An 18,037-nucleotide genomic window follows, 5' to 3' on the forward strand; every position below is an offset into this window, starting at 1 on the left:
ATGAAAGAATCTCCCATTACTTCTTTTATCAAAAAATACTTCCTTCACTTTAACGCTTTGTCTTTATCAGAAGCAGCTAAATCATATAAATCTCATATTCAGAAAAATGGAAAAATGATGATAACTATAGCAGGCGCAATGAGTACTTCAGAATTGGGAAAAATATTAGCTGAAATGATAAGAAAAGATCAAGTGCATATTATTTCTTGTACAGGAGCTAATTTAGAAGAAGATATATTAAACCTAATAGCCAATTCTCATTATAAAATAATCCCTAATTATAGAGATCTTACACCGGATCAAGAAAAAAATATTCTAAAAGAAGGTTATTCTAGAGTAACAGATACTTGTATTCCAGAAGAACAAGCTTTTAAAAAGCTTCAAAAACATATTTTAAATATATGGAAAATTGCTCATCAAAAAAAAGAACGTTATTTTCCTCATGAATATATTTATCAATTATTATTAAAAGATATTTTAAAACCATACTATAATATAGATCCAAAAAATAGTTGGGTATTAGCTGCTGCAAAAAAGAACCTACCGATAATAGTTCCGGGATGGGAAGATAGTACAATAGGTAATATATATGCTTCATGTTGTATAAAAAAAATGTTCTCCCCTTCTCTAGTTAAAAGTGGTATTGAATACATGATATACTTAGCAAAATGGTATCAAAAAGAATCTAATAAACATAAAATAGGTTTTTTTCAAATTGGTGGAGGAATATCAGGAGATTTTCCTATTTGCGTAGTACCTATGTTATCTCAAGATATAGGTTATAAATCTATTCCTCATTGGTCTTATTTCTGTCAAATATCAGATTCTACCACAAGTTATGGATCTTATTCTGGAGCAATTCCCAATGAAAAAATAACATGGGGAAAATTAGAAAAAGATACTCCAAAATTTGTTATTGAATCAGATGCAACTATTGTTGCACCATTAATTTTTGCATATGTATTAAATATGTAATTATGTAACTTTATTATTATAAATAAAAATTAACATGAGTAATCATCATTATGATATTGTAGTTATTGGTGCTGGTCCAGGAGGATATATATCTGCCATTAGATCAAGTCAATTAGGATTTAAAACAGCAATTGTAGAAAAGTACGAAAATTTAGGAGGTACATGTTTAAATGTAGGTTGTATACCATCTAAATCTCTTTTAGATTCTTCTAAATATTTTTCATTAGCGAAAAAAGATTTCAATTTACACGGAATTTTTTTTAAAGAAATATATCTAGATTTTGAGAAAATGATGTATAGAAAAAATAATATAGTTAAAACTATAAATAATGGAATTAGATATTTATTGAATAAAAATAAGATCGATTTTTATCAAGGAATTGCATCATTTATAAATAGTAATACCATATCAATTAAATCTTTATCTAAAAAAAATAAACTTTATTTTAAATTTTGTATAATATCTACTGGATCTAAACCAGCATGTATACCAAATTTAAATTTTAGTAAAAAGAATAGAATCATTTCTTCTACAGAAGCTTTATCGTTAAAAGAAATACCAAAAAAACTAATAATAGTTGGAGGTGGAATTATTGGATTAGAAATAGGTTCCATATTTAATAGAATAGGTAGCGAAGTCATAATCATAGAAGGTATGAGTAGAATAATACCTGGTATGGATATATCTTTAAGTGAAGAAATGAAAAAAATACTAAAAAAATCCTACATAAAAATAGAAACTTCTTTAGTTATTAATAATATAGTTACAGAAAATAATAATAAAGTATCTATTTTTGCTCAACATAAAAAAAAAGGTGATAAAATAAAATTCACAGGAGATTACTGTCTTTTATCCATAGGGAGAATTCCAAATACATATAGCTTAAATTTGGAAAATATAGGAATAAAAAAAGATAAAAAAGGATTTATTGTAGTTAATACTCATCTACAAAGTAGTATAAAAAATATTTATGCTATTGGAGATGTTATAGGTGGAAAAATGTTAGCCCACAAAGCAGAAGATGAAGGATTATATGTAGCAGAACATATAGCAGGACAAAAACCTAATACTATCAATTATAATTTGATCCCTTCAATAATTTATACTCATCCAGAGGTCGCTAGTGTTGGAAAAACAGAGTGTGAAATAAAAAATGATAAAATAGAATATAATATTGGTTTATTTCCAATGAAAATATTAGGTAGGGCTAGAACCAGTGGATGTACAGAAGGTTTTTTGAAAATGATTACTGATAAAAAAACAGATAAAATATTAGGAATTCATATAATAGGAGATCATGCATCAGATATGATTATGGAAGCAACTGTTGCCATGGAATTTCACTCTTCTTCTGAAGATATATACAGAATATGTCATCCTCATCCTACTTATAGCGAATCTTTTAAAGAAGCAGCATTATTAAGTTTTGAAAATAGATCTATACATATGTAATATTTATTATTCGTGTTGTTATATTATATCAATTATTATTGGTTGGTTAATAATAATTTATGTTCCTATGTATGATGATGATGGGTAGGTAGTTTTCCTTTTTTATATAAAAAATTGGTCTTGATAAAGTAAGTTAAGTGTTTAGAACCGATAATCCTATGATGATATGCAGAAAGTGGATCAGGGTGCGATATTTGTTTCTAAAATATAGTAAATAATATTGATGAATGCGGATTTCATTCTTGTATTCTTTCCCCATAAAAAAAATACAATATTTTTTTTATATTATTTTTTTAAAAAAATTATAGTTTAATTCCATATTAATTATATAAAAAATTCTTTTTTTTAATAAGTTCTTCTTTAGTTTCAGATATATTTATCACACAACAATTCACTGGACATACCATAATACATTGTGGTTCCTCATAAAAACCAATACATTCAGTACATTTTTCTGGAACAATAAAATATGTATTTTTTTTTATTGGTTCTTGTAAATTATTAAAAATTTCATTATTTTTTTTATTTCCATCTGACATTCTCCATTTTTTACCTCCTTCATAAATTGCATGATTAGGACATTCTAGTTCACAAGCTCCACAATTAATGCATTCTTCTGTTATCTTTATAGACATATGTTGTTGTTATTAAAATAAATAAAAAATGATTGATACTTTTGACAAATTAGGCCAAATTTTAAGAGAATTTAAAAAATTTTACATAAATAAAAAATTTGAATATTTATTTCTGAATAGGAAATTTTTTTATTCTATGAAAAAAGTAATTCAAAAAACTATTATAAAAAATAACTGGTTCCAAATAGAAGACTTACTTCTAAGCATAGAACAATGGGGTTTAACACTAACAAAAGAAAATCTAGAATATTGGATAAATAAAGAATATTTAAAAAAAAATAAAAAAATAAAAAATGTTCTCGTAATTATGCCGGGAAATATTCCAATAGCAGGATTTCATGATTTTTTATGTGTTCTTATATCTGGTCATAATATAATAATAAAATTATCTCAAAAAGATAATGTGATGCTTCCTTTTTTATGTAACATTATAAAACAAGAAAATATAACATTAAAATATAGAATTAAATTCACTAAAAATATTTTCAAGGAAAAATATGATTGTGTTATAGCTACTGGAAATAATAATACAGCTCGTTATTTTGAATATTATTTTCGAAATAAACATCTTTTGTTACGTAAGAATAGAACTTCAATAGGAGTTTTGAGAGGTAATGAAAATGATGAAGATTTAATTTCTTTGAATAAAGATATACTTTCTTATTCTGGAAGAGGATGCAGAAATGTAGGAAAAATATTTATACCTTATAAATACAATATCAATTCTATTTTTGAAAAATCATTTTTATATCAAAATATTCTTAAAAAGAATAAAAAATATATGGACAATTACAAATACTATTTATCTATATATAATATGAATAGAGTAAATATAAAAAATAATTCCTTTATGATTTTTTTAGAAAAAAAAAATCACTATTATAGTCCTATATCAGTTATTTATTATGAATATTATAAAGATTTAAAAAAACTTAGAGATAATATCATGAATGACAAAAAAGAATATATACAATGCATTGTATCTAAAAATTTTTTAAAAGGAGAAACATCATTTGGTAAAACACAATATCCGAAATTAGATGATTATGCAGATGGAATGAATACAATTAAATTCTTATCTTAAAAAATAACATATTTTGATCAATATTTAAACATTTTAATGTTTTCCCTTTGATTTTAGGTGCTTCTATCCCATTTTTTAATATGATATTATTAGATACAAATATTCTACATTCATCCCATATATCTTTTTTTATGAAATTTTCCAATGTATTCCTATCACCTTCTACAATTAAAGATTGTATGCATTTTTTATATAAATGATTTAATATATTTTTTTTTTCTGTAAAAATAATACTTTCTTGATTACCATTTTCTATATAAAAATTTGGGATGTTTAATTTTTTATCAATAAAAATTTTAATTGGATTTTTTCCATACCATTTTCTAACATTTAATTTTGTATTTTCATTGAATACAGTTTTTTTTTTTATTAAAATGCTATCTTCCTCAGATCTCCATTTATGATTTAATTGACTAGAAATAATTCCACATTTATTATTCGAAGAGTACATAATAAATCCATCATTACTTTGAACCCATTTTAATATTACATAAGGTCTTTTTTTTTCATGAAAAGTAAAAAAACGTTTATTTAAAATTAAGCACTGATCACTTAAAAAATTTTCTATTACTTTTACTCCATTTTTTACTAGTTTTTTTATTCCTATGCCATTTAACTTTTTATTTGGATTTTTCATACCTATTACAACTCTTGGTATTTTTTTTTTAATGATTAAATCTATAACGCAATGAGTTGTTTTTCTGAAATGAACACATGGTTCTAATGTGACATAAAGTGTAGAGTCTACAAATATATTTTTATTTTTAATTTGATTGATAGCTATTTTTTCTGCATGATTTTTCCTATTCCATGCTTCCGATATTACTAATCCATTTTTCACTATAACACATCCTACCATAGGATTGGGAGAAACTATACCTAGTCCATTTTTTGCCAATTGTATAGCCCTTTTCATAAAAATTTCTTCTTTTTTTTCAATTAATAACATTTGTTATTATTGTTATGACTGATTCCATATTTTCCATGATTCATTTGCTTGAATGTATAACATTTTTAGTCCATTTCTGATAATAGCACCTTTTTTTTCTGCTTTTTTTAAAAATAAACTTTTACTTGGATTATATACTAAATCATAAAAATAATGTTTTTTAGAAACAAACTGATAAGGAATAGGTGGACAAAAATTGGTATTGGGATATGTACCAACTGGTGTACAGTTTATGATAATTTTATAATATTCTAGGATATCTTGATTTAAATCATCATAGGATAAAAAACATTTTTTTTTATTTCTAGATACGAATTTATATGAAAAATTTAAGTTTTTTAAAACAAAGGACACTGCTTTTGCAGCTCCTCCAGTTCCTAAAATCAAAACTTTGGTACTTTTTTCACGAATAAATTGAATATCTTTTTTAAAAGATAATTCAAATCCAATAACATCAGTATTATATCCAATAATATTTTTCTTATCAAGAATTTTTATTACATTTACAGATCCTACTTTTTTTGCTTTTTCATCGACTTTTGTTAAAAATTTAATTATGTTAGTTTTATAAGGAATAGTCACATTACATCCTTTTAAATAAGGAATTTTAAAAATATGTGAAACTTTATCTATTTGGTTAATATCAAAAATTTTATAATCCACATTATATAATGATTCTTTTTTAAATTTTTCCAAAAAAAAATTTCTTGAAAAAGAATAAACTATATTTTTACCAATTAATCCAAATAAAATTTGATTATTTATCATAAAGTAATATTGTATTATTCATCTTTTTTTGATTTCATACGTTCTCTATACTTAGCTCTTAAAATTTCATTCCTCCTACCTTCAGAAGGTTTTATATATTGTTGTTTTTCTCTAAATTCTTTTAAAACACGAGTTTTATCAAATTTTTTTTTACACTTTTTTAAAGCTTTATCAATAGATTCTCCTTCTCTAACTATAGTGATTAAGATCATGTTGTTATTTTATTTAAAAGTAAAATTAAAATAATTGAAAATATATTATTTATTTAAATGAAATGGACATTATCGGATTTGAACCGATGACCTCTACTCTGTCAAAGTAGTGCTCTAAACCAACTGAGCTAAATGTCCTAGTTTTTTTATATTATCAATTAACAAAATTAAGTATTTTCTAAAAAAAACTATTTATTTCTAGTAATATGTTCTATAATGTTTTAAAAAAGTCCATAAAAGATTTAAATATATTAAGTTCAAAAAAAATTTCTTTACTGAATTCGGAATTAAATATCTATACATATGAAGATTTACTATTCTATTTTCCAAAAAAATATATTCAATTACCTAAATCAAAAAATATATCAGAATTGTTGATAAATAATACAAAAAATTTCAACAATTTTGTAAAAATATTAGGAAAGATTACCAGCTTCAAAGAAGTAAAAACTAAAAAAAAAAAGAAAGTATTAATCGCTCGTTTTGAAGATAATACAGGATACGTCGAATTAATATGGTTTCATAAGATTAACTTTTATAAAAAAATAAGAATAAATACTACAATCATAGTTTGTGGAAAAATGAATTTTTTCCAAAAAAAAATACAAATTATTCATCCAAATATTGAATATGAAAATTTTTCTTTAAAAAAAGAGTATTCCATATATCCCATATATCTTATTCCAAAAAAATTAAAAAATGTAGGATTTAGTAATTTATTATTAATTAATATATTAAAAAATTTAATTAAAGAATCAAAAGATTATATAGAAGATTTTTTTTTTCAAAAATTTTTAAAAAAAAAATTGACGACAAAAAAAGAAGCTTTAACACAAATTCACTTTCCAAAATCTTTTAAAAAAGTATTGGAAGCAAAATATTCTTTAAAATTTGAAGAACTTTTTTTTATGAAACTATTTCTTTTATCAAAAAAAAGTATTACATGCAGTAATGCGTTTATAAAAATAGGAGAAAATTTTCAAAATTTTTATAAAAACTTTCTTCCTTTTTCCTTAACAGAAGAACAAAAAAAAGTATTTAAAGAAATATGGAACGATTTAAAAAAACCTATTAGAATGAATAGATTATTACAAGGAGAAGTAGGTTCTGGTAAAACCATAATAGCTTTATTAGCTATTTTAGCTGCTATAGATAATGGATTTCAATCATGTATAATGGCACCTACAGAGGTTTTAGCTATTCAACATTATCAATATATAATGAAAATGTTTTCAAAAATTGGAGTAAAAGTTTCTTTGCTAACTAGATCAACTTCTATTTCTGTTAGAAAAAAAATTTATAATGATATATTAAAGGGAATAATCCATGTGATAATTGGAACACATACATTAATTCAAAAAAAAGTTCAATTCAATAATTTAGGATTAGCTATTATAGATGAACAACAACGTTTTGGAGTTAGGCAAAGATCTTATCTTTGTGATAAAAATGATAAAAAATTACTTCCTCATACTCTAATCATGACTGCAACACCTATTCCTAGAACATTAGCTAAAATCATATATCATGATTTGAATATATCTATAATAAAAAAAACACCCTCAGGGAGGAAACCTATCAAAACAATTCATTTTCTAGATAAAAATAGGAAAAATGCTTTTGAAATAATAAGAAATCAAATATTAAAAGGAAGACAAATATATATTGTTTATCCATGTATTACAAATGGATATAAATGTAAAAGCCTCATAGAGGGATATAAAGAAATAAAAAATATATTTCGATCCTTTGAATATCAAATAGGAATTTTACATGGTCAAATGAATTCTCAAGAAAAAAAAACACAAATTAATCTTTTTTTTCATGGAAAAACAAAAATAATGATATGTACTTCTGTGATAGAAGTTGGAATAAATGTTCCAAACGCAACAGTTATTTTAATAGAAAATGCAAACTTTTTTGGATTATCTCAACTTCATCAGTTAAGAGGAAGGGTAGGAAGAGGAATACATCAAAGTTATTGCATACTTACTACAAATGAAAATATTGGATTAAAAGGAAAATCTAAAATAGAAATAATGTGCAAAACAAATAATGGATTAGAAATAGCGAAAAAAGACCTTCAACAAAGAGGATGTGGAGATATAATAGGAACAAAACAAAGTGGAAAAAATTATTTTCATATTGTTAATCCTATAAAAGATTATGAAATATTAAAAGAAGTTTTTCCTATTGCTGAAAAATTTTTTCAGAAAAATCCAAATTTTATAAAAGAAAAAAAAAATCTTTGGAATTATCAGTGGATGAAAAATAGATTTAAAAGTCTATGTCTCTAAATAGAGATCAAGAAAATATAATAAAAAATATTAATGGACCTATACTAGTTATTGCTGGTGCAGGTTCCGGAAAAACTCGTGTTATTACATATCGTATTGCTCACATGATTAAAGAAATAGGAATAGATCCATCTAAAATATTGGCTTTAACCTTTACTAAAAAAGCAGCTAGAGAAATGAAAGAAAGAATATCTAAAATGATTTCTATCGATGAACTTGAAAAAATAACATTAGGTACTTTTCATTCAACATTTTCTAGAATTTTAAGAAAGGAATCTCACTGGTTAGGTTACAATCCTAATTATACTATTTATGATCAACAAGATTCAGAGAATGTTATAAAAAAAATACTAAAAGATATCAATGTAGATATTAATAAAACTCCTAGAGAAATCATAAGAGAAATATCAGAATGTAAAAATAATTTGTACAGTAAATCGTTAATTAAAAAAAAAAAATCAGATTCTTTTGCAAAAATTTATGAAATTTATACGAAGCGTTGTTTTCAATCAAATGCTTTAGATTTTGATGATATATTACTTTACACTAATCATTTATTTTTAAATTTTCCTAATATTTTAAAAAAATATCAAGAAAAATTTCAATATATATTAATAGATGAATATCAGGATACCAATTTCGCTCAAAATGTTATAATAAAGAATCTATCTTCCAAAAATAAAAATGTTTTTGTAGTTGGAGATGATGCTCAAAGCATTTATGCTTTTCGTGGTGCAAATATAAAAAATATATTAAATTTTCATGTTGATTATAGTGAAGCAAAAATATTTCGTCTTGAGCAAAATTACCGTTCTACTAATCATATAGTACAAGCATCTAATAATATTATTTCTTTCAATAAAAATCAAATAACAAAAAAAATATGGACTAAAAATGAAAATGGAGAAATAATAAAAATATATTCTGCCTTATCTGATAAAGATGAGGCAGAATATATTGCTAATTATATATTTTCAGTAATAAAAAAAAATAAATCTTTTCAATATAAAAACATTGCTATTCTTTACAGAACAAATAAACAATCATATATAATCGAATATTATCTAAAAAAAAAGAATATACCATATAAGATTTATGGATCAATTTCATTTTTTAAAAGAAAAGAAATCAGACATTTATTATATTATTTTAGAGTCATAATAAATCCAAATGATGAAGAATCTATTTTATATATTACCAATAAAATAATAAAAAATAAAAATACTGTAAAACAGTTAATAAAACTTTCAAATAAAAAAAATATATATGATGTAATAAAAAAAATAGATAATTATGAAATTTTTACGAAAAAAACAAAAGAAAAACTGAAAAAAAATTTTCTAGAAATAGAAAAATTCAGAATAAAATCAAAAATACTAGATGCTTATACAATAGCAAAACATATTGTTTATTTTTTACTAGAATTAGAAAAAAACTATCATTATACGGATTTTCAATATATACTACGTAATATATTTTATTATACAGAAGAACAAAAAAAACTAAAAAAAAGTGAAGACAATAGTTTATCAGGTTTTGTACAATATTTGTATGTAGAAAAAGATATTGATGAATTTAATAATGAAAATTATGAAGATAAAGTTTCTTTAATGACTGTTCATTTATCTAAAGGATTAGAATTTTCTATTGTTTTCATTACAGGATTAGAAGAAAATCTATTTCCATCAAGATCTAGTATTAGCTATCAGTATAAAATAGAAGAAGAAAGAAGATTATTTTATGTTGCTTTAACTAGAGCACAAAAAATAGCTATATTAACTTATACGAAATACAGATTTTTATGGGGAAAAAAAACAAAAAATATTCCTAGCCGTTTTATTAATGAACTACATAAAAAATTCATTCATATAGAAAATGAAAAAGTTAAACATATTTCTACTCTATTAGAAAATAAAAAATTTTTACCTGAAAATTCAGGGGTTATCAAAAAAGGAATAATTGTATTTCACAAAAATTTTGGAATTGGAACCGTTATAAAGTTAGAAAATTTTAATAAAATTGCTATAGTAAATTTTATGAAAGTTGGAAAGAAAAGAATTTTATTGCAACTAAATAAACTTATTATTTATCGAAAATAATATTATTATTTATGTATGATGAATAATTCAACAAAATAAGTAAAATTAAATTTTAATATACAAAAAATAATATGTATTTCGTCTATTATTATTTTTTTTATGAAATTGATTAGTTGGTGTATGATTCTTGCACTTTCTATATTTAACGATTGCATGTACAGTTTAGTTAATATTATTATAATAATAAGTGGGGTCATTGCTTTAATCAGTATATTATTATTAATATTATTATATTCTTCTTTACCTAATAAAGATTATAATCATCCATATGGTGGTCATAAAATAGAATTTATATCTACTGCAATAAAAGTGCTTATAACAGCTTTTGTTAATTATTTTTTAGGATTTTTATTCTGTAAAATTGTAAAAAAAAATAAATATTTAATTTTAATAGCTAGTGGTAAACATCTTCAAATAGATACATATTCGGTATTATTATTATAGGATTATTTTTTTTAAATAAAACAAAATTTATATGGATGCAATTATTTCTATTATTTTTTCATTTATGTATACAGGTTTGTAATTATTGAGGAATGCAACAGTAGGAATTATGGATGAATATGATAAAAATCTTTTGAAGAATTTATTTTATTATTTTAATAAAAAAAGAAATATCTATTGGATAGATATTCATCATTTGAAAATTATTAAATATGGTAAAGATCTACATGTAGATTGTCACTTAACTATTCCATGGTATTTTATTACTATAAAAAAAGCTAATGAAGAAGTAAATAATTTAACTAAACTCACCAAAAAAAACTTTGGTTCTAAAGTAGAATTGTATGTACATGTAGATACATGTTCTAAAAATCATTGTATATTTTGTTTTAATAAATTATGTCAAGTAATACATAATATTTTTCAAAAAAAATCTTTTGGAATTTATTAGATAGTACATAAAAAATAAAAAATATATTAATATGGAATATAATACTAATCGTTTTAAATTAATTATCCCAGAATATGGAAGAAATATTCATAAAATGATATACTATGCTATAAAAATAAAAAATAGAAAAAAAAGAAATCGTTGTGCATTAAGTATTATAAAACTGATGATATATTATACTTCGATCAATGATATCGGTATTAAAAAAAAATTGAATAAATCAATTTTTCAACACAAATTAATATGGAATCAATTATTCATAATATCTAAATACCAATTAGATATTGATACTCCATTTCCTAAACCAAACCCAAATAAAATGGATTTTATATCATCATATAAAAAAGTGATTTATCCAAAATCATTAACTAATTTTCGATATTATGGAAAAATTATAAGGAATATGATTCATGTAGCAATTCATTGTAAAGATGAACAAAAAAAAGAAGGATTATCTTATGCTATAGCAAATACAATGAAAAAAAATTATTTAAGATGGAATAAAAATGTAGTAGAAGACGATATTATTTTTAAGGATTTAAAGAAACTTTCTAACGGAAAAATTTGTTTAACGGAAAAAACAGATACATTATTACAATGTTCTCATATTTTAAATCCAAATAAAATATTAAAAAAAAATAAAGGGAAGAGAGTCAAAGAATAATGGAAAGTTTTAAAATAAAAGGAGGCAATATTTTAAAAGGAGAAATAACTCCTCAAGGAGCGAAAAACGAAGCTTTACAGGTTTTATGTGCAGTTTTATTAACATCTGAAAAATTAAGAATCAAGAATATACCAGAAATAGGAGATATTAAGTGTTTGATGAAAATACTTGTGAATCTCGGAGTAAAAATAGAAAAAAATGGAATTGGAGATTATAGTTTTCAAGCTAATGATATAAATATTGAATATCTCAATACCAGTCAATTTCTTAAATATGGGAAGTCTATCAGAGGTTCTATTATGATTGCTGGCCCTTTATTAACAAGATTTGGAAAAGTAAAAATACCAGTACCTGGAGGTGATAGAATTGGAAGAAGACGTTTAGATGCTCATTTAATGGGGTTAAATTCGTTAGGAAGCTCGATTGATTATCATGCTGAACAAAAGTATTTTCATTTACATTTAAATAAAAAAAAATGTTTAATTGGAAATTATATTCTTATGGAAGAAGCTTCTATTACTGGAACAGCTAATATCATCATGGCAGCTACCTTAGCAAAAGGGAAAACTGTTATTTATAATGCTGCATGTGAACCATATATTCAGCAACTATGTAAACTATTGAATAAAATGGGTGCGAAAATAAAAGGTATCGGATCTAATTTAATAGAAATCATTGGAGTTTCTGATTTAGGAGGATGCGTTCATATTATATTACCTGATATGATAGAAATAGGTAGTTGGATTGGGTTATCAGCAATTACTTGTTCTGAGATAAAAATTAAAAATGTAAGTTGGAAAAATTTGGGGATAATACCAAAAGTATTCCAAAAAATGGGAATAAAACTAGAAAAACGACAAGATGATATATATATACCATCGCAAAAATATTACAAAATTAATAAATTATTAAATAACGCAATATTAACAATATCTGATGCCCCATGGCCAGGTTTAACACCAGATTTATTGAGTATTTTAACTGTTGTAGCAACTCAAGCGGAAGGTAGTGTTTTAATTCATCAAAAAATGTTTGAAAGTAGACTATTTTTTGTAGATAAACTCATTGAAATGGGGGCACAAATAATATTATGTGATCCACATAGAGCAACAGTAATTGGGTTGAATCATAAATCATTTCTTAGAGGTTCTGTATTAAATTCTCCAGATATTAGAGCTGGAATATCGCTTCTTATAGCGGCTCTTTCTGCAAAAGGAACCAGCATCATTAACAATATAGAGCAAATAGATAGAGGATACGAAAATATAGATCATAGATTACGTATTTTAGGAGCAGATATTACAAGAGTATAATTATCATCTTTTTAAGAAAAATAGATTTTAAAAAAATGATTTTCTATAATTATTTTTATTATGTATGATATAAATTAATTAATAAAGAAAAACTATGGTAAAATTTGAGTATATAACTAAAAAAGGATTAAAAAAATTACAAAAAGAAATAGAAAGGTTAGAAAACGTAGAACGTCCAAAAATATCTATGCAAATAGCAGAAGCTAGAGATAAAGGAGATTTATCAGAAAACGCAGAATATGATGCGATAAAGGAAGCACAGGGTTTTTTAGAAATGAATATATCTAAACTAAAAAAAAAATTGTATAACGCTCGTATTATAGATGGTTCACAAATAAATAGAACAAGAGTTTCTATATTATCTACAGTTAGAGTAAAAAATTTAACCTATGGAGGAGAGCAAATATATACTCTAGTCCCAGAAGGTGAGGCTGATTTAAAATCAGGAAAAATATCTATTAATACTCCTATATCTACAGGATTACTTGGAAAACAAGTAGGACAAATAGCTCATATTAAACTTCCTAATAAAATGGTTCTTGATTATGAAATTTTAGAAATAGCATTTAGTGAATAAAAAAGATCATAATATATTCAAAGATATAATTGAAAATAAAACTTTTGCTTATAAAATTGCGGAAGATTTTCATCATTTAGCTTTTTTAGATATTTATCCAATGAAAATAGGACACACTTTAGTAATTCCTAAAAAAAGCATAAATAATATTTTTTCTATGACAGAAAAGCGTTTTCTTTCTATTATGTCTTTTTGTAGAAAAGTAGGTATAGCATTAGAAAAAACAGTTCCTTGCAATCGAATTGGAATATTTGTATTGGGTTTCGAAGTTCCTCATGTTCATATTCATTTAATTCCTATGGATACAGAAAATGATGGTAATTTTTCTAAGAAAAGAATTTTTTTATCGAAAAAAAATTTCGTAATTCTATCAAAGAAAATAAAAGAACATATTATTGATTGATTACCTATTATAATTTGAAGCGTAAATAATTTTTTACGTTATTTATTATTCCAATGAAATAATATTTTTAATCCTTTTATTGTGTGCAATTTATCTTTAATATGAATTTCCTTTGTTAAAGGTGCATATATATGAGATAAACCTCCTGTTGCTACAACAAAACAATTTGTTCTTAATTCTTTATTAATGCGACTAATTAATCCTTCAACCATTCCTAAATATCCATATATTATTCCACTTTGTATACAGGATTCTGTTGTATACTTTCCAAGTATTTGAGAAGGTTTTTTTAATTCAATTTGTGATAATTGGGCTGTATTTTCAATTAATGCAGATAAAGAACTGTTAATTCCTGGTGCAATAATAATACCTTTAATAAATCCATATTCGTCAACACATGTTAAACTTAAAGCAGTTCCAAAATCTACCACTAATATGGTGTGTTTTTTTTTATATAAGGTATATGCAGCTATAGCATTGGCATATAAATCTGTTCCTAATTGATGAGAATAGTGTTTTACAGGAGAATATGAATATCCATCCACTATAATTGGTTTTATCTTATGTATTTCATATAAAGATTGTTCTATAATATCTGTTAAAGTAGGAACAACAGATCCAATGACAATATTTTTTACTAATTTTGAAATAACTCCATATTGCTGATATATATTTTTAAATAAAATAATATATTCATCCAATGATCTATGTGGATTGCTATTAATAATCCAAGAGGAATTACATTTTAAACTATAATTATTATTAAATAGTCCAAAATGAATACTTGAATTTCCAATATTTATAGTTAATAACATTATTATTTTAGTATTTATTTAATAATAATGAAGAATCTAATTATTAAAGAAATATGACTATTTTTTAAATAAAAAAAATTATTTATTTACTGATTTGTGCTATACTAATAAATAACAGAATAATAATATGACATTAATAGATGATTTTTATCAAAAAATAAATTATAAAATAGAAGGAGAAGGTATTCCTATAGTATTATTACATGGGTTTATGGAAAGTTTAGAAGTATGGAATCTTATTCTTCCTTACTTTCGTAACAAAAAAAAATATAAAATTATTTTAATTGATCTTCCTGGTCATGGAAAAAGCTTTTTTCCAAATAGAATGGATATAATAACCTCTATGGAAAAAACATCTGTTATTGTATTAAAAATATTAGAAAAAGAATATATTAACAAAGCAATTTTTATAGGTCATTCTATGGGTGGTTACATATCATTATCTATTGCTGAAAAAAATCCCAATCTTTTTCTAGGTTTATGTTTACTTCATTCTACTGCATATTCTGATTCGTATCAAAAGAAAAAAATACGTATAAAATCCATAAAACTAGTAAAAAACAATTTTCCACTATTTGTTGATAATAATATCAATAAATTATTTGATCCAAGAAAATTAAATATATTACAAAAACAAATATTTTTCGTAAAACGGATAGCTTTATCTACATCTATTTATAGTGTTATTTCTTTTTTAAAGGGAATGTCTATAAGAAAAAATAAAATACATATAATAAAAAATACAAGTTTTCCAAAATTATATATTATAGGGTTACATGATTTAATTCTACCTCCAAAAAAAATGAAAAAAGAAGTAAAATATATCAATTCAATAACAACAAAATATTTTGACCTTAATGTAGGTCATATGGCTCATGTAGAAGATCCAAATGGATTAATAAAAATTCTTTCTAATTTTGATAGAATCATCAGTTAAGGTTAAACAAAATAATTTGAATAAATGAATAAAAAAGAATTACGCAAAAAATATCTTTCGTATAGAAAAAGAATATCTCAAGAAAAATTAATTGTAAAGAGTCATGAAATTTTATCTAAAATGAAAAAAGTATTTTTTTCTTATAAAATATTTCAAAAAAAATATTACCATATATTTTTACCTATACAAAAAAATAATGAAATTAATACATTTATTATTATTGATTTTCTTTTAAGTCAAAAAAAATACATTACTGTTCCATATTCAAATTTTAATCAATTATCGATTGTTAATTGTTGCTTTGATAAAAATACTTTACTAAAAGTAAACAGATATGGAATTTATGAACCTATATATAAACATATAGTTTCTATATCACTTATTGATGTCATATTCATTCCATTATTCATATTTGATATGAGAGGTTATCGTGTAGGATATGGAAAAGGTTTTTATGATAGATTTATAAATTTATGTAAGAAAGATATCATAAAAATAGGAATGAGTTTTTTTCATCCTATAAAAAAAATTATAGATATACATGATCATGATTTATTAATTGACATTGGAATTACTACAAATAAAATATTTATTTTCAATAAAAAAATATTGAATCATTTTAATACAATAAAACTTTGAAAATATCCCAAATAATAATGAAAATCATAATTACACTAATTATTAAAAAACCTAACACCGTACATTTTTCAGTAATGCTTTCATTGATTCTTTTTTTTGTTATCATTTCTATGATAATGAATAAAATATATCCACCATCTAATGATGGTATTGGAAATAAATTTAAAAAAGCTAACCAAATTGATAAAGTAGCAGTAAAAGTCCAAAAAATGTTCCAATTCCATGTAGAAGGAAATTCTTTAGCCATAGAAAACAAACTTCCTATTTGTTTGTAAGCCTTAGTTTGTATATGAAAAACATTTTTAAAAAAAAATATTTGATTTTTTAAAACATTCCAAGATTTTTTTGTTCCATGAAAAAAACTTTCAATCAACGAATATTTCTTTTTTTCGAATAAAAAAATGTTATCCATATCCATGAAACTTTTTAGATTTATACTACCTAATAAACCTTTATTATCTACATATACATTTTTATGTATAATGGTTCCTTCTCTATTTATAGTAATTAGTATATTCTCATTTTTATATTTCGATACAAAATTTTTTAATTGATCTGAAAATAAAACAAATTTTGAATTTATTGCCAATATTTCATCATTCTTTTTTAATCCATCAACGCCTGTTGATGAACTATTATAATCATCTATAATGATAGGAATACGAGGTCTAATGAAAAAACTAAATTTTTTTCTATCAAAAAGATACCTTTTTTTATTATTATCTAATGACAAATGAACAATTTTACCCATACGATCTATAGTAATAGAATCACCTAGAATAATAGCTTTTGGAATTTCATTAAAATACTGAATATATTGACCGTTAACAAATAAAATTTTATCTCCATTTTTTAATCCTATATTTTTTCCTAAATCATCTACTTCAATACCATATGGTATATTTTTTGTTGGAAGATAAATCTCTCCATACTGAAACAGTAAACAAGTAAAAATGATAATTGATAATAATATATTTGATATTATACCTCCTGATATAATTAATAGTTTTTTTATAGATGATTTTGAACGGAATTCCCAATCATTTTTTTTTGTATTATTATGATGATTTACATCCTCTGTTGTTATTATTCCAGATATTTTTACATAACCACCTAAAGGTAACCAGCCTAATCCATATATAGTATCACCTATTTTTTTACTGAAAATAGAAAACCAAGGATTAAAAAATAAGAAAAATTTTTCAACTCTTACTTTGAATATTTTAGCTAAAATAAAATGACCTAGTTCATGAACTATGATTAGTGTAGAAATACTAAGAAGTAATTGTATAGATCTAATAATAGTAGATGTCATTATTAAT

General features: G+C 23.1%; 19 protein-coding genes and 1 tRNA gene. 13 read left to right on the plus strand and 7 right to left on the minus strand.

The features are described 5' to 3' along the window. Together H0H49_RS02385 and lpdA are read left to right on the plus strand one after the other, a co-directional pair. Complete coding sequence (locus tag H0H49_RS02385; RefSeq protein ID WP_185864362.1) at positions 1-975, plus strand: deoxyhypusine synthase family protein; 975 nt, start codon at positions 1-3, stop codon at positions 973-975. Positions 976-1,009: 34 nt separating this feature from the next. After that, the gene (lpdA, locus tag H0H49_RS02390; RefSeq protein ID WP_185864363.1) at positions 1,010-2,428 is read left to right on the plus strand and encodes a dihydrolipoyl dehydrogenase; all 1,419 of its coding nucleotides are present in this window, start codon (positions 1,010-1,012) and stop codon (positions 2,426-2,428) included. Between the two features lie 320 nt (positions 2,429-2,748). Here lpdA and H0H49_RS02395 read toward each other — a convergent pair whose 3' ends face one another. Beyond that, positions 2,749-3,063: a 4Fe-4S dicluster domain-containing protein gene (locus H0H49_RS02395; RefSeq protein WP_185864364.1), complete on the minus strand. Its 315-nt coding sequence runs from the start codon at positions 3,061-3,063 to the stop codon at positions 2,749-2,751. A gap of 136 nt (positions 3,064-3,199) precedes the next feature. Between H0H49_RS02395 and H0H49_RS02400 the strand changes: the two genes are divergently transcribed. Next, the gene (locus tag H0H49_RS02400) at positions 3,200-4,147 is read left to right on the plus strand and encodes a phosphoserine aminotransferase (protein ID WP_238784937.1); all 948 of its coding nucleotides are present in this window, start codon (positions 3,200-3,202) and stop codon (positions 4,145-4,147) included. On the opposite strand, the gene ribD is transcribed toward H0H49_RS02400, so the two are convergent. The 4 genes from ribD to H0H49_RS02420 all read right to left on the minus strand — a co-directional run bounded on the left by ribD (position 4,131) and on the right by H0H49_RS02420 (position 6,214). Beyond that, positions 4,131-5,096: a bifunctional diaminohydroxyphosphoribosylaminopyrimidine deaminase/5-amino-6-(5-phosphoribosylamino)uracil reductase RibD gene (gene ribD, locus H0H49_RS02405; protein ID WP_185864366.1), complete on the minus strand. Its 966-nt coding sequence runs from the start codon at positions 5,094-5,096 to the stop codon at positions 4,131-4,133. The two genes, H0H49_RS02400 and ribD, sit on opposite strands and share 17 nt — an antisense overlap. Before the next feature lie 12 nt (positions 5,097-5,108). Further along, positions 5,109-5,864: a shikimate dehydrogenase family protein gene (locus H0H49_RS02410; protein ID WP_185864367.1), complete on the minus strand. Its 756-nt coding sequence runs from the start codon at positions 5,862-5,864 to the stop codon at positions 5,109-5,111. 14 nt (positions 5,865-5,878) lie between these two features. After that, complete coding sequence (gene rpsU / locus H0H49_RS02415; RefSeq protein ID WP_185864368.1) at positions 5,879-6,076, minus strand: 30S ribosomal protein S21; 198 nt, start codon at positions 6,074-6,076, stop codon at positions 5,879-5,881. 63 nt (positions 6,077-6,139) lie between these two features. Next, positions 6,140-6,214: transfer RNA gene (locus H0H49_RS02420), tRNA-Val, on the minus strand. A gap of 68 nt (positions 6,215-6,282) precedes the next feature. Here H0H49_RS02420 and recG point away from each other — a divergent pair. From recG to H0H49_RS02455, 8 genes are all read left to right on the plus strand, one after another. Beyond that, the gene (gene recG / locus H0H49_RS02425) at positions 6,283-8,373 is read left to right on the plus strand and encodes an ATP-dependent DNA helicase RecG (protein ID WP_185864369.1); all 2,091 of its coding nucleotides are present in this window, start codon (positions 6,283-6,285) and stop codon (positions 8,371-8,373) included. Further along, the gene (locus tag H0H49_RS02430) at positions 8,364-10,472 is read left to right on the plus strand and encodes an ATP-dependent helicase (RefSeq protein WP_185864370.1); all 2,109 of its coding nucleotides are present in this window, start codon (positions 8,364-8,366) and stop codon (positions 10,470-10,472) included. Before recG ends, H0H49_RS02430 begins: the two co-directional genes overlap by 10 nt. A gap of 99 nt (positions 10,473-10,571) precedes the next feature. Further along, positions 10,572-10,916, plus strand: coding sequence for a hypothetical protein (locus tag H0H49_RS03065; protein WP_238784938.1), 345 nt, complete (start codon positions 10,572-10,574; stop codon positions 10,914-10,916). An 85-nt stretch (positions 10,917-11,001) separates the two neighbouring features. After that, positions 11,002-11,367 (plus strand): cation transporter dimerization domain-containing protein, encoded by a 366-nt coding sequence (locus tag H0H49_RS03070; protein WP_238784939.1) that lies wholly within the window; start codon positions 11,002-11,004, stop codon positions 11,365-11,367. Between the two features lie 31 nt (positions 11,368-11,398). Beyond that, positions 11,399-12,031 carry a DUF4290 domain-containing protein gene (locus H0H49_RS02440; protein ID WP_185864371.1) on the plus strand — a complete coding sequence of 211 codons (633 nt, stop codon included), beginning with the start codon at positions 11,399-11,401 and terminating at the stop codon, positions 12,029-12,031. After that, a complete protein-coding gene (murA, locus tag H0H49_RS02445) occupies positions 12,031-13,344 on the plus strand; it encodes a UDP-N-acetylglucosamine 1-carboxyvinyltransferase (protein WP_185864372.1) in 1,314 nt (437 codons plus the stop codon). The genes H0H49_RS02440 and murA overlap by 1 nt, the downstream gene beginning before the upstream one ends. Before the next feature lie 94 nt (positions 13,345-13,438). After that, complete coding sequence (gene greA / locus H0H49_RS02450) at positions 13,439-13,921, plus strand: transcription elongation factor GreA (RefSeq protein ID WP_185864373.1); 483 nt, start codon at positions 13,439-13,441, stop codon at positions 13,919-13,921. Next, positions 13,914-14,324: an HIT family protein gene (locus H0H49_RS02455; protein WP_185864374.1), complete on the plus strand. Its 411-nt coding sequence runs from the start codon at positions 13,914-13,916 to the stop codon at positions 14,322-14,324. Before greA ends, H0H49_RS02455 begins: the two co-directional genes overlap by 8 nt. 38 nt (positions 14,325-14,362) lie before the next feature. Here H0H49_RS02455 and H0H49_RS02460 read toward each other — a convergent pair whose 3' ends face one another. After that, entirely contained in the window at positions 14,363-15,139 is a 777-nt protein-coding gene (locus H0H49_RS02460) for a type III pantothenate kinase (RefSeq protein WP_185864375.1), read from the minus strand. Positions 15,140-15,266: 127 nt separating this feature from the next. Between H0H49_RS02460 and H0H49_RS02465 the strand changes: the two genes are divergently transcribed. Both H0H49_RS02465 and H0H49_RS02470 read left to right on the plus strand, forming a co-directional pair. After that, entirely contained in the window at positions 15,267-16,076 is an 810-nt protein-coding gene (locus tag H0H49_RS02465; protein WP_185864376.1) for an alpha/beta fold hydrolase, read from the plus strand. A gap of 24 nt (positions 16,077-16,100) precedes the next feature. Beyond that, positions 16,101-16,715 (plus strand): 5-formyltetrahydrofolate cyclo-ligase, encoded by a 615-nt coding sequence (locus H0H49_RS02470; RefSeq protein ID WP_185864377.1) that lies wholly within the window; start codon positions 16,101-16,103, stop codon positions 16,713-16,715. Here the strand turns inward: H0H49_RS02470 and rseP are convergent. Beyond that, a complete protein-coding gene (rseP, locus tag H0H49_RS02475; protein WP_185864378.1) occupies positions 16,696-18,030 on the minus strand; it encodes an RIP metalloprotease RseP in 1,335 nt (444 codons plus the stop codon). The two genes, H0H49_RS02470 and rseP, sit on opposite strands and share 20 nt — an antisense overlap. Between the last annotated feature and the right edge of the window lie 7 nt (positions 18,031-18,037).

It is taken from the genome of Blattabacterium cuenoti, from assembly GCF_014252035.1.
Lineage (GTDB): Bacteria > Bacteroidota > Bacteroidia > Flavobacteriales > Blattabacteriaceae > Blattabacterium > Blattabacterium cuenoti_Z.

Bases quoted from the DNA above. Each gene is read 5' to 3' on its own strand.
- H0H49_RS02385 (WP_185864362.1), top strand. From the start codon at position 1: ATGAAAGAATCTCCCATTACTTCTTTTATCAAAAAATACTTCCTTCAC.
- lpdA (WP_185864363.1), top strand. From the start codon at position 1,010: ATGAGTAATCATCATTATGATATTGTAGTTATTGGTGCTGGTCCAGGA.
- H0H49_RS02395 (WP_185864364.1), bottom strand. From the start codon at position 3,063: ATGTCTATAAAGATAACAGAAGAATGCATTAATTGTGGAGCTTGTGAA.
- H0H49_RS02400 (WP_238784937.1), top strand. From the start codon at position 3,200: ATGAAAAAAGTAATTCAAAAAACTATTATAAAAAATAACTGGTTCCAA.
- ribD (WP_185864366.1), bottom strand. From the start codon at position 5,096: ATGTTATTAATTGAAAAAAAAGAAGAAATTTTTATGAAAAGGGCTATA.
- H0H49_RS02410 (WP_185864367.1), bottom strand. From the start codon at position 5,864: ATGATAAATAATCAAATTTTATTTGGATTAATTGGTAAAAATATAGTT.
- rpsU (WP_185864368.1), bottom strand. From the start codon at position 6,076: ATGATCTTAATCACTATAGTTAGAGAAGGAGAATCTATTGATAAAGCT.
- recG (WP_185864369.1), top strand. From the start codon at position 6,283: ATGTTCTATAATGTTTTAAAAAAGTCCATAAAAGATTTAAATATATTA.
- H0H49_RS02430 (WP_185864370.1), top strand. From the start codon at position 8,364: ATGTCTCTAAATAGAGATCAAGAAAATATAATAAAAAATATTAATGGA.
- H0H49_RS03065 (WP_238784938.1), top strand. From the start codon at position 10,572: ATGAAATTGATTAGTTGGTGTATGATTCTTGCACTTTCTATATTTAAC.
- H0H49_RS02440 (WP_185864371.1), top strand. From the start codon at position 11,399: ATGGAATATAATACTAATCGTTTTAAATTAATTATCCCAGAATATGGA.
- murA (WP_185864372.1), top strand. From the start codon at position 12,031: ATGGAAAGTTTTAAAATAAAAGGAGGCAATATTTTAAAAGGAGAAATA.
- greA (WP_185864373.1), top strand. From the start codon at position 13,439: ATGGTAAAATTTGAGTATATAACTAAAAAAGGATTAAAAAAATTACAA.
- H0H49_RS02460 (WP_185864375.1), bottom strand. From the start codon at position 15,139: ATGTTATTAACTATAAATATTGGAAATTCAAGTATTCATTTTGGACTA.
- H0H49_RS02465 (WP_185864376.1), top strand. From the start codon at position 15,267: ATGACATTAATAGATGATTTTTATCAAAAAATAAATTATAAAATAGAA.
- H0H49_RS02470 (WP_185864377.1), top strand. From the start codon at position 16,101: ATGAATAAAAAAGAATTACGCAAAAAATATCTTTCGTATAGAAAAAGA.
- rseP (WP_185864378.1), bottom strand. From the start codon at position 18,030: ATGACATCTACTATTATTAGATCTATACAATTACTTCTTAGTATTTCT.